Annotated in this window: 2 protein-coding genes; one reads left to right on the top strand and one right to left on the bottom strand. The window is 66.4% G+C overall.

The features are described 5' to 3' along the window. Positions 1-6 precede the first annotated feature (6 nt). A complete protein-coding gene (locus tag H6G99_RS16640; RefSeq protein WP_190612122.1) occupies positions 7-11,496 on the bottom strand; it encodes a beta strand repeat-containing protein in 11,490 nt (3,829 codons plus the stop codon). Between the two features lie 327 nt (positions 11,497-11,823). Here H6G99_RS16640 and H6G99_RS13920 point away from each other — a divergent pair, with 327 nt between their 5' ends. Further along, complete coding sequence (locus H6G99_RS13920) at positions 11,824-15,576, top strand: hydantoinase B/oxoprolinase family protein (protein ID WP_190612121.1); 3,753 nt, start codon at positions 11,824-11,826, stop codon at positions 15,574-15,576. Positions 15,577-15,578 lie beyond the last annotated feature (2 nt).

Raw genomic sequence — 15,578 nt, 5'->3', positions numbered from 1 at the left:
GGGCGGTCAGACGATGAAATTGTCCGGTTGGCTGAGGGTGGCCAGGTCAACGTTCTTGAACAGAATGAAGTTCCTCGCGGCCGCCAGCCCGGATCCATCGGGATCAATCTGCAGCAGGGTGTCGCTGCCCCTGCCGACGAACCTGAGATAGCCATCGGTGATGGGGGTGGTGCCCGTGTACCCCACGCTGGCCAACGCCCCTTTGAGATCCACCTTGTCGCCCTGGGCCCTGTTGAAGTCGATGATCGTGTCACCGGCGTCGACGATGCTCGTGTAGACGAATCGGTCGGCACCGCCATTGCCGCGGATCGTGTCGGCCCCCTGGCGTCCGGTGATCACGTCGTCGCCATCGGTACCCGTAAGGGTCTCCCGGTTGCGGGTTCCGTTGATGACCTGGCCCGCATCGTCATTGGTGATGGTGCCTGTGACGGCCCCAGCCGTGCCGACCGTGTAGGCCGCATCCGCCAGCAAGGTGAGGGAGACGGTTTCATCGGACTCAACGACGCTGTCACCGGTGGGATCGACGGTGACGGTGGCGGTGGCCGACCCAGCGGCGAAGGTGACGCTGTTGCCGATCAGGCCGTAATCGCTGCCGTTGGTGGCGGTGCCGTTGACGGTGTAGTTGACGGTGAGGGGATTGGTGGTGGCCCCTGTGCGGGAGAAGGTATAGATGAGGTTCGTTGCTCCGTTCTCGGCAACGCTGGCTGGAGATACCGCCAGGGAGACCCTCGGTTTGGCCTGCACGTTGATGGCAAGGGACGCGTTGGTGAATCCGCCGAAGCCGTCGGAGATCACGTACGAGAAGGTGTCCGTGCCCGTGAAGCCGGCGGACGGGGTGTAGGTGAAGGTGTCGAAGGCGGTGTTGGCGACGGAACCGCCCTGGCTGGTGTTGGCGAAGAACTGGCTGACCGAGAGGGGATCGCCATTGGGATCGGTGTCGTTAGCCAGGAGGTTGGCGCCGATGATGGTGGCGGTCTGCCCGGGCTGGATGGTGATCGCCGGGTCGGCGACGAACACCGGAGCGCTATTGACGACGTTGATGGCGAGGGTGGCATTGGTGAAGCCGCCGAAGCCGTCGGAGATCACATAGGAGAAGGTATCGGTGCCCGTGAAGCCGGCGGCCGGGGTGTAGGTGAAGGTGTCGAAGGCGGTGTTGGCGACGGAACCGCCCTGGCTGGTGGCAGTGAAGAACTGGCTGATCGAGAGGGGATCGCCATTGGGATCGGTGTCATTACCAAGGAGCGTCGCGCCGTTGATGGTGGCGGTCTGCCCTGGCCGGATGGTGATCGCGGGGTCGGCGACGAACACCGGAGCGCTATTGACGATGTTGATGGCGAGGGTGGCATTGGTGAAGCCGCCGGCACCGTCGGAGACCACGTAGGAGAAGATGTCTGTGCCAGTGAAGCCGGCGGCAGGGGTGTAGGTGAAGGTGTCGAAGCCGGTGTTGGCAACGGAACCGCCCTGGCTGGTGGCAGTGAAGAACTGGCTCACCGAGAGGGGATTGCCATCCGGGTCGGTGTCGTTGGCCACGAGGCTGGCGCCGGTGAAGGTGGCGGTCTGGCCGGGCCGGATGGTTTTGGCCGGGTCCGCGACGAACACCGGAGCTCTGTTGCCGACGTCGTCATTGGTGATGGTGCCCGTGACGGCCCCGGTGTTGCTGATGGCGTAGGCCGCATTGGCCAGCAAGGTGAGGCTGACGGTTTCATCCGGTTCAACGTCACTGTCGCCGGTGGGATCAACGGTGACGGTGGCGGTGGCCGAGCCGGCTGCGAAGGTGACGGAGGTGGGGATCAGGCCGTAATCAGTGCCATTGGTGGCGGTGCCGTTGATGGCGTAGTTGACGGTGAGGGGGTTGGTGGTGGCGCCGGTTCTGGTGAAGGTATAGACGAGGTTCGTTGTTCCGTTTTCTGTGACGCTGGCAGGTGAGAGGGCGAGGGTGACGACGGGGAGTGGAGCGGGATCGTCATTGGTGATGGTGGCGAGTCCCTGGGAGTCGGCGATGGTGACGCCGTTGGTGGGGGCCGAGAGGTTGAGGAAGAAGGTCTCGTCGGGTTCGAAGGTGGTGTCGCCGTTGATGGTGACGGAGACGGTCTGGGTTTCGCCGGCGGTACCTGTGAAGGTGAGGGTGCCGGAGGCGGCGAGGTAATCGGAGCCGGCGGTGGCTGTGCCGTTGGCGGTGGCGTAGGAGACGGAAGCCCCACCGGCGACGGCCTGGCTCAGGGAGACGGTGAACACGGCGGTCTTGGTGCCGCTGTTGCCCTCGGAGATGGAGACATCGCTGATGGAGAAGGAAGCGGCGTCGTCGTTGGTGATGGTGCCGGTGACGGCGGTGGTGGTACCGACGACGTAGGCGGGATCGGCCGTGAGGGTGAGGGAGACGGTTTCGTTGGGTTCGAGGATCGCGTCAGCGGTGGGATCAACGGTGACGGAGGCGGTGGCGGAACCGGCAGCGAAGGTGACGGAGGCGGGGATCAGGCCGTAATCGGTGCCATTGGAGGCGGTGCCGTTGATGGCGTAGTTGACGGTGAGTGGATTGGTGGTGGCGCCTGTTCTGGTGAAGGTATAGATGAGGTTCGTTGCACCGTTCTCCGTGACGCTGGCGGGGGAGACGGCGAGGGTGACGACGGGCAGGGGAGCAGGGTCGTCATTGGTGATGGTGCCGAGGCCCTGGGAGTCGGCGATGGTGACGCCGTTGGTGGGGGCCGAGAGGTTGAGGAAGAAGGTCTCGTCGGGTTCGAAGGCGGTGTCGCCGTTGATGGTGACGGAGATGGTCTGGGTTTCGCCGGCGGTGCCTGCGAAAGTGAGGGTGCCGGAAGTGGCGAGGTAGTCGGAGCCGGCGGTAGCGGTTCCGTTGGCAGTGGCGTAGCTGACGGAGGAGCCACCGCTGACGGCGTTGTTGAGGGTGACGGAGAAAACGGCGGTCTTGGTGCCGCTGTTGCTCTCGGTGACGGAGACGTCGTTGATGGAGAAGGAGGCACCGTCGTCGTTGGTGATGGTGCCTGTGGCCTGGGCGTTGGCGAGGGTGACGTTCCGTCCGGAGGCCTGCAGGTTGCTGAGGTTGACGACGAAGGTTTCGTTGGCCTCGACCGTGGTGTCGCCCAGGGCATTGACGGTGATCTGCTGGGTTTCACTGGCCGTGCCGACGAAGTTCAAGGTGCCATTGGCGGCCTGGTAGTCGTTGTTGGCAAGGGTGGCGGTGCCATTGGCGGTGGCATAGCCAACGCTGAGAGGAACATCAACGGCGTTGTTGAGGGTGACATCGAAGACGAAGCTGGTGATGCCGCTGTTGCCTTCCACCCTGCTGACGTTGTTGATACTCAGGCTGGCGGTATCGTCGTTGGTGATGGTGCCGAGGCCTTGACCGTCGGCGAGGGTGACGCCGTTGGTGGGGGTGGAGAGGTTGAGGAAGAACGTTTCGTTGAGTTCGACCCTGCTCTCCCCGTTGATGGTGACGGAGATGGTCTGGGTTTCACCGCTGGTGCCGGTGAAGTTGAGCGTGCCGGAGGTGGCGACGTAGTCGGAGCCTGCGGTGGCGGTGCCGTTGGCGGTGGCGTAGGTAACGGAAGTTCCACCGGCGACGGCCTGGTTCAGGGTGACGGTGAAGACGGCGATCTTGGTGCCGGCATCCCCCTCGGTGAGGCTGACATCGCTGATGGAGAGGGAGGCGGCGTCGTCGTTGGCGATGGTGCCGGTGATGGTGGTGGTTGTACCGACGACGTAGGCGGGATCGGCCGTGAGGGTGAGGGAGACGGTTTCGTCGGGCTCGAGGATCGCGTCAGCGGTGGGATCAACGGTGACGGTGGCGGTGGCCGAGCCGGCAGCGAAGGTGACGGAGGTGGGGATCAGGCCGTAATCAGTGCCATTGGTGGCGGTGCCGTTGATGGCGTAGTTGACGGTGAGGGGGTTGGTGGTGGCGCCGGTTCTGGTGAAGGTATAGACGAGGTTCGTTGTTCCGTTTTCTGTGACGCTGGCAGGTGAGACGGCGAGGGTGACGACGGGGAGTGGAGCGGCATCGTCATTGGTGATGGTGCCGAGTCCCTGGGAGTCGGCGATGGTGACGCCGTTGGTGGGGGCCGAGAGGTTGAGGAAGAAGGATTCGTTGGGCTCGAAGGCAGTGTCGCCGTTGATGGTGACGGAGACGGTCTGGGTTTCGCCCGGGGTGCCTGCGAAGTTGAGGGTGCCGGAGGCGGCGAGGTAGTCGGAGCCAGCGGTGGCGGTGCCATCGGCAGTGGCGTAGTTGACGGAGGCGCCACCGGCGACGGCATTGCTGAGGGTGACGGTGAAAACGGCGGTGGTGGTGCCGCTGTTGCCCTCGGTGATGGAAACGTCGCTGATGGAGAAGGAGGCGGCGTCGTCGTTGGTGATGGTGCCGGTGACGGCGCCAGCGGTGCCGATGGTGTAGGCGGGATCGGCAGTGAGGGTGAGGGCAACGGTTTCGTTGGGCTCCAGCTGGGTGTCCCCGGTGGGATCGACGGTGACGCTGGCGGTGGCGGAACCGGCGGCGAAGGTGACGGAAGCGGGGATCAGGCCGTAATCGGTGCCGCCTGTGGCGGTGCCGCCAATGGAGTAGTTGACGACAAGGGAATTGGTGGTGTCGCCGGTGCGGGAGAAGGTATAGACGAGGTTCGTTACTCCGTTCTCCGTCACGCTGCCCGGAGACACAGCCAGAGTGACGACGGGGACGGGAGCCGCATCATCATTGGTGATGGTGCCGACGCCTTGGGTATCCGCGAGGGTGACGCCGTTGGTTGGCGAGGAGAGGTTAAGGACGAAGAACTCGTCGGATTCGATCGTGGTGTCGCCGTTGATGGTGACGGAGACGGTGCGCTGTTCACCGGCGGTGCCGGTGAAGTTGAGGGTGCCGGAGGTGGCGACGTAATCAGTACCGGCGATGGCGGTACCGTTGGCGGTGGCGTAGGAAACCGAAGCCCCACCGGCGACGGCATTGCTGAGGGTGACGGTGAAGACGGCGGTGGTGGTGCCGCTGTTGCCCTCGGTGATGGAGACGTCGCTGATCGAGAAGGAAGCGGCGTCGTTGTCAACGTTGGTGACACCGACATCGGCGACGGCAAGCCCGCTGTAGTTGGTGTCAGTGCTGGTGGTCGCCCCAGTGAGAATCGTGTAGACGATATTTCCATCCACAACGCCCTCATCGACGCCTGTGACTGTAACGAACTGGAAGACATTCCAGTTGGCCGGGGTGAAGGTGATGGAAGAAGCGTTGGTGGAGCCTTCGGTGCTGTCCGAACTGGCGATACTGATGCTGACGTTGGCCGACGGCTGGCTGGTGAGGCGCACGCTGAAGCCGGCCGTGCCGCCGCCCTCCGATGTGAACAACCCACCGGTGGGCGCAACCGTGACCCCCGCGGTGTCGTTGTCCGTGTTGGAGACACTGACGTTAGCGGCGTTGAAGCCGTTGTAGTTGGGGTCGCTGCTGGTGGCCGCCGCGGTGACGATCGAATAGGCCACCGTGCCATCGATGGCAGGGTCATCGACGCCGGTGACGATCACGGTCTGGGCGACGTTCCAGTTAGCCGGCGTGAAGGTGAGCGAGGAAACGTTGGTGCTGCCTTCGGTGGCGTCGGAACTGGCGATGCCGACGGTGACGTTCGCCGTGGGTTGACTGTCGAGCACCACGGTGAAGGTGGCGCTGCCGCCGGCTTCTGTCGTGACCAGGCCCGAGGTTGGGGTGACGGTGATGCCGGTGGCGACGTTGACGATGACGGAGAACGTGGCCGTGGTGGTGGCCGTGTCACCGGTCGTTTCGGCGCTGGTGGCCGTCACGGTGAGCGCGAAGTTGGCGGCATTGGCCACCGTGATGGTCAGCCCTGCGAGCTGGGCGGGCGTCAGGGTCCAGGTGCCGTTGTTGTTGTTGGTCCCCGCTGAGAGGAGAGCTCCGCTGGGCACGCCGGAGATCAGGATGCTGCGCTGATCATTGCCATCGCTGGCCGCGAAGCTGGCGGCGATGTTGAGCGGAATCGGCGTGTTGGTGTTCCCTGTGCGGTCGGCGACGATGATGTTGGGCGCACCGGTTCGGGCGGACGTCGGGGTGATCAGGTTGAAGCTGTAGTTGACGCTGGTGGCGCTGGCCCCATCAATGGCCAGGATGTAGGTGCCATCGGCGGTGAGGTTCAGCTCCAGATCGGTGGTGATGTTCTGGTTGACCAGGGATTGGTTGGTCGGTCCGAAGAGACGCCAGGCGGCGGAGGGAAATCCGGGGGTCAAGCTGTCGAAGACGAGCCGCTGGCCGGCCGTGCCGGTGAAGCGGTAGAGATCGGTGTCCTGGCCGGGGGAAAGGGTGCCGTTGGTGACGGTGTCGAAATTGAGAGCAGTGGCGGCGGCGACATCGAGCAGCTGGAAGCTGTAGGCGCCCGAGTCGAGGGAGAAGGTCGCTGTGCTCTCAACCAGCAGCTGGTAGGTGCCGGCCTCGGTGAGCGTGAAGGGCGTGTTGCTGTCGGCGTAGTGCTGCTGGTTGAGAAAGACGATGTCGCCGGTGGGATCGATCAGGCGAACGGGGAAGCTCTTGCTGGTGTCGTTGGTGAGGGCGTCGTAGTAGAGCCGCTGGCCCACCGATCCGGTGAAGGTGTAGATGTCCCGTTCGCCGATTTCGGCGAGCGAGCTGGAGACGGGGCTGTTGAGGCTGAGGGCGGTGGTGGAGGTGGTGGGGGTGACCAGACTGAAGCTGTAGTTGACGTTGGTGGCGCTGGCTCCATCGATCGCCAGGACGTAGGTGCCATCGGCGCTCAGGGTGAGATCCAGGTCGCTGGTGATGTTCTGGTTGGCCAGGGATTGGTTGCCCGGTCCGAAGAGTCGCCAACTGACGGAGGGGAATCCGGGGGTCTGGCTGTCGAAGACGAGTCGCTGGCCGGCCGTGCCGTTGAAGCGGTAGAGATCGGTGTCCTGGCCGGGGGAAAGGGTGCCGTTGGTGACGGTGTCGAAGGGCAGCACTGTGGCGGCGGCCAGATCAAGCAGCTGGAAGCTGTAGGCGCCGGTGTCGAGGGAGAAGGAGGAGGTGCTCTCGAGCTGCAGCTGGTAGGTGCCGGTTTCGGTGAGGGTGAAGGGGGTGTTGCTGTCGAAGTAGTGCTGCTGGTTCAGCAGACCGATGTCGCCGGTTGGGTCGATCAGGCGAACGGGGAAGCTCCTGGTGAAGTCACTGGTGAGGGCGTCGTAGTAGAGCCGCTGGCCCGCCGTTCCGGTGAAGGTGTAGATGTCCCGCTCTCCCATCTCGCTCAGTGAGCTGGAGACGGGGCTGTTGAGGCTGAGGGCGGTTGTGGTGGTGGAGGGGGTGATCAGGCTGAAGCCGTAGTTGACCGTGGTGGTGCTGGAGCCATCGATCGCCAGGACGTAGGTGCCATCGGCGGTGAGGTTCAGCTCCAGGTCGGTGCTGATGTTCTGGTTAGCCACGGACTGGTTGGCCGGTCCGATGACCCGCCAGGTGGCGTTGGGGAATCCGGCGGTCTGGCTGTCGAACACGAGTCGCTGGCCGGCCGTGCCGGTGAAGCGGAAGAGGTCGGTTTCCTGGCCGGGGGAAAGGCTGCCGTTGGTGACGGTGTCGAAGGGCAGAGCCGTGGCGGCGGCCACATCCCTCAGAACAAAGTTGAAGTCGGCCGCTGTCGTTGCATTGTTGATCAGCAGCAGGTGGTAGGCGCCCGGTTCCGTGAGGCTGAAGGTCGGAAAGCTGTCCGCTTCCCCACTGCTGCTGAGCACCGAGCTTCCATCGGGGCGCAGCAGCACCAGGTTGATGGAGTCGTTATCTTCTTCGAGCGCGTCAAAGTAGAGCCGCTGGCCTGCGCTGCCGCTGAAGCTGAAGATCTGTGTGGCAGCGGCCGCCAGGGGACCGCTGGAGGCGGCGCCGAGGGTGAGCGGCGTGGCATTGGCGCTCAGATCGAGGATCCGGAAGTTGTAGTCACCGGTTCCGTTGATCCTGACGGTGTAGCTTCCCGAACGCGGCAGAGCGAAACCCCCACCTGAATCACTTCCGGCATTGGCGGAGTAGATGGCGGTGTTGGCATTGCCCTGATCGAGAATCTGCAGGGAAACACTGTCAAAATCCGGATCCAGGCTGTCGACATAGAGCAGTTTGCCGGCGGCTGCGGTGATTGTGAAATCGACCGGAGATCCGGATACCGTCCCCGATTGGCTGAAGGGGAAGGCGGTGGGTGCGGCGGGCGGCGGGTCGATGGTGCCCGTTACATTGAAGTTGTAGCTGACATCGCTGGCACTGCTGCCGTCGATCTGCAGCAGGTAGGTGCCGGTGGCATCCAGAAAGGCCGTGAAATCCGTGCCGGCACCAACGCTGGATCCCGCCACCGTCACGTTGCTGGGGTCGAACAGACGCCAGTTGGCCCCCGTCGCGGCGGCCAGGCTGTCGAAAGTGAGCCGCTGGCCCGCGGTGCCGGAGATGCGATAGAAATCCGATTCTCTCCCTGGGCTGAGGGTGCCGGTGATGGCCGTGCCCAGGGTGATCAGGGGGGCATTGCTGGCATCGATGAGCTTGAAGTCGTAGTCGCCCGTGCTGTTGGCAACGCCGACCTGGCCTTCGACGATCAGCTGATAGGTGCCAGGTTCGGTGAGGGTGATCAGACTGCCGTCGGAATCGGCGTCCAGGAAACTGAGGGAGGTCCCGCTGGGACTACGCAGAGTGGCCAGGATGCTTCTGGTGTTGTTGACCGTGGCGTCGAAGAAGAGTCGCTGGCCGGCTGTGCCGCTGAAGGTGTAGATGTCCTGCTCGCCCAGTTCGGTGATCGAGCCGCTGACGACACTGCCCAGGGTCAGAGGCGTGCTGGTGGTGGTGGGGGTGACGAGCTGGAAGCTGTAACTGACGGGAGTGGTGGTGTTGCTGTTCCCCTCGATCTGGAGCAGGTAGGTGCCGGCCTCCGGCGTGGTGAACTCATAGTCAAAGCCGATGGAGCCAGAGAAGATCTGTGTGTTGCCGGCATCGAAGACCCGGAAGCTCGGGCCTGTGCCGGTGATGGCATCAAAGGCGAACCGCTGGCCCGCCGCGGCGGTGAAGCGATAGAAATCACTCTTCGCCCCAGGGGTCAACGTTCCTGCGGTCTCGGTGTCCAGGGTGAGGACGGGTGCGGCGGCGGCATCGATCAGCTGGAAGTCGTAACTGCCCGTGCTGTTGGCATTGCCGACCAGGCCCTCGACGAGCAGCTGATAGGTGCCGGTCTCCGTGAGGGTGACCAGGCCGCTGTCGAAATCGGTGTCGGCAGAATTGATCACCAGGGCCCCGCTGGGGCTGCGCAGGGTGGCGAAGAGGACCCTGGCGTTGTTGACGGTGGCGTCGAACAGCAGGCGCTGACCCGCGGTGCCAGCGAACGTGTAGATGTCCTGCTCGCCCAGTTCACCGATCGAGCCGCTGACGACACTGCCCAGGCTCAGCACCGTGCTGGTGGTGGTGGGGGTGACCAGCCTGAAGCTGTAGCTGACGGGACTGGTGGCAAAACCGTTGCCGTCGATCTGGAGCAGATAGGTGCCGGCTTCCGGCGTCGTGAACTCAAAGTCGAAGCCGAGGGAGCCGTTGCCGATCTGGGTGTTGCCGGCATCGAAGACGCGAACGGTCGGACCGGTGCCGCTGATGTTGTCGAAAGCGAAACGCTGGCCTGCCGCTGCTGTGAAGCGGTAGAACTCACTCTCAGCCCCAGGGGTGAGAGTGCCGGGGGTGTCGGTATCCAGCGGGAGGGTCTGTGCGGCCGAGGCATCGATCAACTGGAAGTTGTAGTTGCCCGTACTGGTGGCACTGCCGACCTGGCCTTCGATGGACAGCTGATAGGTGCCGGTTTCGGTGAGGGTGACCAGGCTGCTGTCGAAATCGGTATCGGCAGAATTGATCACCAGGGCGCCGCTGGGGCTGCGCAGGGTGGCAAAGAAGGCCCTGCTGTTGTTGACCGTGGCGTCGAAAAGCAGGCGCTGCCCGGCGGTGCCGGTGAAGGTGTAGAGGTCCTGCTCGCCCAGTTCGGTGATCGAGCCGTTGACGGCACTGCCCAGGGTCAGCGGTGTGCTGGTGGTAGTGGGGGTGACGAGCTGAAAGCTGTAGGGAAGGCTGCTCGTGCTGGTGCTGTCGATGTAGAGAATGTGGCTGCCCGTGCGCGTCAGCGTGATCTCGAAGTCAGACGCGAGGTTGCCGCTGGTGATTGCGTCACCGTTGGGACCACGCAGCAGCACGCTGGCACTGGACGCCGATGGTGACTGGCTGTCGAAGACGAGGCGCTGGCCTGCCGTGCCGGTGAAGCGGTACAGCTCGGTTCCGAGGGGGACCAGGGTGCTGCTGGTGGCCGTATCGAAGGCCAGATCCGTGGCCGGTGGCTGCAGCAACCGGAAACTGAAATCCGTCGTCGTCTGCGCGGTGGATTGCTGAACGAGGTAGTAGGTGCCGGACTCGCTGAGGGTGAAGACGTCGCTGTCGTTGGAGGCGTTGACGAAGAAGAGGCTGCTGAGAGTATTGCCGCTGGGGCCGATCAGATACGTCTGAACGCTGTCGAAGTCCTGCTCGAGGGCGTCATAGAAAAGCCGTTGCCCCACGGCGCCGCTGAAGCTGAAGATCCGTGCTCCTGAAGTGGGGGTCACGGTCTCGGTGACGGTGCTTCCCAGGGTCAGCGCCGTGGCGTTGACGGCCAGATCGAGAAGCCGGAAATTGAAATCACCGGTGCCGGTGAGGCGCACCGTATAGGTGCCTGCACGCGGCAGCACCCTGACGGAGTCGTTGCTGGCGTTGTCGGAGCCAATGCTGGCGCCCCCCGGCTCGAGGATGCTGAAGTTGACCGCATCGCCGTCCTGATCGAGGCTGTCGAAGTAGAGCAGGGTTCCGGCGGCCGCCGTGAAGGTGAAATCAACGGGAGATCCGCTCACCGACCCCGATTGGCTGAAAGGGAAGGCGGTGGGGGCAGCCGGCGGTGGATCACTGATGTCGTTGACCTGGAAGCTGTAGCTGACGCTGGCGGTGGCATTGGTGCCATCGAAGACCAGGTAGTACTCGCCATCGGCGGGCAGCGTGACGCTGAAATCTGTGCCGCTGGAGGTGCCGGAGGAGTTGAGCGCCTGATTGCCGGGGCCGTAGAGAACCCAGGTGGTGCTGGTGGGGGGCGCGAGCAGGCTGTCGAACTGGAGACGCTGGCCCTTGGTGCCGTTCAGACGATAGACATTGCTCCTGATCCCCGGGGTAAGGGCATCGGTGACCGTGGCGCCCAGGGGGAGGATGGGGGCCTGATTGAGCTTGAGCAGGCTGAAGTTGTAGTCGCCGGTGGTGCTGGCGTCGCCTCGGATGACGATCTGGTAGGTCCCGCTGAGGGTGAGGGTGGCCGGGGCCGTGTCGGCGGTGTGGCCGAAGTTGGTGAAGATCGTGGCCCCGGAAGGGTCGATCAGGCTGTAGGAGATGTTCTCGAAGACCGGATCGGCGTCGATGCCGTCGAAGGCGATTCTGTCGCCGATGACACCATCAAAGGTGAAGACCTGCTGTTCCCCCGGCTCCGTCAGCAGGCCGGTGAAATTCACAACATAGGTCGAGACAGCCATTGGCCTGAATCTCGCATGAAAGAAATTTCACCAAAGCCTAATCTGAATCCCTATAGCGGTTCCGCGGAAAAAAGGCTTGTAATAAAAATTTATAACTATCGAATCTCCCGGATCGCTTTCCTGGGGGGAAGCCTGTGTCATCAGGATGACGCTGATGTCATCCTGATGACATCTTCATGCGTTCCTGGTGACATCCCGGCGGCGTCTTTTCAGGCCGCAGCGCAACGTTCATTCTGGGAGGGCCCCTGAGCTGCCGGACCCATCGCTTCCCTCCCCGCCCGACCCGGTTCCACCGGCGTGACGCCCGTGGCGACTGGCTGGCGCTTCTGGATCGACCGCGGCGGCACCTTCACCGATGTGGTGGCCCGCAGGCCGACGGGCGAGCTGCTGGTGCGCAAGCGCCTCTCCGATCCGCCGCGCCCGGCCGATGGCACCGCTCCGCAGGATCCCGCCGTGGCCGCCCTGCGGGAGCTGCTGGAGCTGACGCCGGACCAGCCCATCCCCCCCGGCCTCGTATCGGAGCTGCGGCTGGGCACCACCGTGGCCACCAACGCCCTGCTGGAGCGCCGGGGGGCGCCGGTGCTGCTGCTGGTGACGCGCGGCTTCGCCGACCTGCAGCGCATCGGCGACCAGCACCGCCCCGACCTCTTTGCCCTGGAGATCCGGCGGCCCGAGCCCCCGCCCCTGCGGGTGGTCGAAGTGGGCGGCCGGCTGGCGGCTGATGGGGTGGAACTGGAGCCCCTGCAGCTGGATGCGGATCTGGAGGAGACCCTGGCCCAGGCCCGCTCCGACGGCTTCGGCAGCGTGGCGGTGGCCCTGCTCCATGCCGGTCGCCACCCGGCCCACGAGCAGGCCCTGGGGGCATGGCTGGCCACGAAGGGTTTCGGCCCGGTGGTGCTCTCCCACCAGCTCAGCCGCCAGCCCCGGCTGGTGCCCCGCCTCGACACCAGCGTGCTGGAGGCCTCCCTGGGCCCCGTGCTTGGCGCCTATCTCGATCAGGTGCGCGCCGCCATCGGGGCGGCCATCCCGCTGCGGGTGATGACCTCCGCCGGGGCCCTCCGGGCCCCCGCCCTGCTCCAGGCCAAGGACACGATCCTCTCCGGCCCCGCCGGCGGCATGGTGGCGGCCGTCGCGGTGGCGGAGGCGGCCGGATTCGGTGATGGCCCGATCCTCGGCTTCGACATGGGCGGCACCTCCAGTGACGTCTTCCACTTCGATGGCAGCCGCGGCGAGGCGGCCTGGGAGCGCAGCAACGACACCGAGATCGACGGCCTGCGGTTGCTGGCACCGATGCTGCCGATCCACACGGTGGCGGCGGGCGGCGGCTCGGTGCTGCAGGTGCGGGACGGGCGCCTGCAGGTGGGTCCCCGGTCGGCCGGCGCCAACCCCGGCCCCGCCTGCTACGGCCGCGGGGGTCCCCTGGCGATCACCGACGCCAACCTGCTGCTGGGCCGGCTGCCTGTGGACGCGCTGCCGCGCCTGTTCGGCCCCGGCGGCGACCAGCCGGCCGATCGGGAGGTGGTGGTCGAGCGCTTCGAGGCCCTGGCCCGCCAGCTGGGGGTGGCCGGGCCGGAGGTGGCGGCCCAGGGGGCGCTGACGATCGCCATCGAGCGCATGGCCGAGGCGATCCGGCGCATCTCGATCCAGCGGGGCCACGACCTGCGTGGCGCCGTGCTCGTCACCTTCGGCAGCGCCGGCGGCCAGCTCACCTGCCCCCTGGCCGATGCCCTCGGCCTCACCCGGGTGCTGCTCCATCCCCTGGCCGGGGTGCTCTCGGCCTACGGCATCGGCCTGGCCCGCCCCTCCCTGCTGCGGGAGCGCACCCTGCGCCAGCCCCTCGAGCCGGCCCTGCTTACCCAGCTGGAGCGGCAGATCGAGGCGCTGCTGGCCCAAGCCACCGCCGAGCTGCGCACCAGCGGTGATCTGGCGCCCGGCGTGGCGCCGCGCTGGCAGGCCCGTCTGGAGCTGCGCTACCGCGGCAGCGACCAGGGGCTGGAACTGCCCTGGCCCGCCGGTTCGCCCGAAGGGGTGCTGGCGCTGCGTAAGGGTTTCGAGGCCCGCCACCGGCAGCGCTTCGGATTCGTGGTGCCGGACGAGCCGCTGGTGGTGGAGCGGCTGCAGGTGGAGGTGGGTTCTCCAGCCCCCGAGAACCCGCAGCCCGCTACCAGGACCGCTGAACTGCCTGAGGCGGCGGATCCGCCCGAGCCCTCTGAATGGGTGCCGCTGTGCCTGCAGGACGAGCACGGCGGGGGCAGCGGCGCCGGGATGGTCTGGCGCCAGGTGCCCCTCTGGCGCCGGGAGCAGCTGGCGGCGGGCCAGCAGATCGCGGGGCCAGCCCTGGTGGTGGAGCCCACGGGCACCACGGTGCTGGAGCCAGGCTGGCGCGGCAGGGTGCTGGCGGGGGGTGAGCTGCTGCTGGAGCGGCAGGCGCCACCCGTCGGAGCGTCCCTGGCCACCAGCAGCGACCAGGCGGTGGATCCGGTGCGGCTGGAGCTCTACAACCATCGTTTTGCCGCCATCGCCGAGCAGATGGGAGAACGGCTGCGCCAGTGCAGCCGCTCGGTGAACATCCGCGAGCGGCTCGACTTCTCCTGCGCCCTGTTCGATGGCGCCGGCCGGCTGGTGGCCAATGCCCCCCACATCCCCGTGCACCTCGGCTCGATGGGCGACAGCGTCGCCAGCCTGCTGGCCGCCGTGGCCGCCGGCAGCCTGCCGCCCCTGGCGCCGGGCGATGCCTACGCCGCCAACGACCCCTTCGACGGCGGCACCCACCTGCCCGACATCACCGTGATCACGCCGGTGTTCCCCCCCGAGGGCGGGGCGGCGCCGCTGCTGTTCGTGGCCTGCCGTGGGCACCATGCCGACGTGGGCGGCCTCACCCCGGGCTCGATGCCCCCCTTCAGCCGTCGGATCGAGGAGGAGGGGCTGCTGCTGCGCCACGTGCCGCTGCTGCGCCAGGGCCAGTTCGATGCGGACGCCTGGCGTGAGCGGCTGGCCGCCGGCCCCCACCCGGTGCGCAACCCCGACCAGCTGCTGGCCGATCTGCAGGCCCAGGTGGCCGCCAACCGGCTGGGGGAGAGCGAACTGCAGCGGCTGCTGAGCCGTGATGGCACCGGGGAGGTCAGCGCTTACCTGGGCCACGTGCTGGCCAACGCGGCCGAGGCTGTGGGAGACGCGATCGCCCGCTTCAGCGACGGCGACCACAGCGTCGAGCTCGACAACGGCAGCCGCATCGTCGTGGCCGTCCGCATCGACCGGGCCGCCCGCCGGGCCCGCATCGACTTCAGCGGCACCTCCCCCCAGCTGGATGGCAACTTCAACGCCCCGCTGGCGATCACCAAGGCGGCGGTGCTCTACGTCTTCCGCTGCCTGGTGGGCCGCCCGATCCCGCTCAACGCCGGTTGCTTCGAACCGATCGAGCTGGTCGTGCCCCAGGGGTGCCTGCTGCACCCGTTGCCGCCGGCGGCGGTGGTGGCCGGCAACGTGGAAACCTCCCAGGCGGTCACCAACGCCCTGTTCGGGGCCCTGGGGGTGATGGCGGCGGCCCAGGGCACGATGAACAACCTCAGCTTCGGCGATGCCCAGCGCCAGTACTACGAGACCATCTGCGGCGGCACCGGCGCCGGGGTGCTGGCGGATGGCGGCGGTTTCGCCGGCGCCAGCGCGGTGCAGAACCACATGACCAACTCGCGCCTCACCGACCCGGAGATCCTCGAAGACCGCTTCCCGGTGCGGCTGGAGGGCTTTGCCATCCGCCGCGGCAGCGGCGGTGCCGGCCGCTGGAGCGGCGGGGACGGGGTGGTGCGGCGGCTGCGCTTCCTGGCGCCGATGACCGTCGCCATCCTCTCGGGCTCCCGCCGGGTGCCCCCCTTCGGCCTGGCCGGTGGTGGCGATGGGGCCGTGGGGCGCAACCGGCTGGAGCGGGTCGATGGCCGCCTGCAGGAGCTGGCTGGCTGCGACCAGGTGGCCGTGCAGCCGGGCGACCTGCTGGAGATCGCCACCCCCGGGGGGGGCGGTTTCGGTGCCCCGGATGCCGGTGGCGCGGGAGCCTCGCTGTGAGC

This window comes from Synechococcus sp. FACHB-909, assembly GCF_014698945.1.
GTDB lineage: Bacteria > Cyanobacteriota > Cyanobacteriia > PCC-6307 > Cyanobiaceae > Cyanobium.
This window is presented reverse-complemented; position numbering and strand designations above follow the sequence as displayed.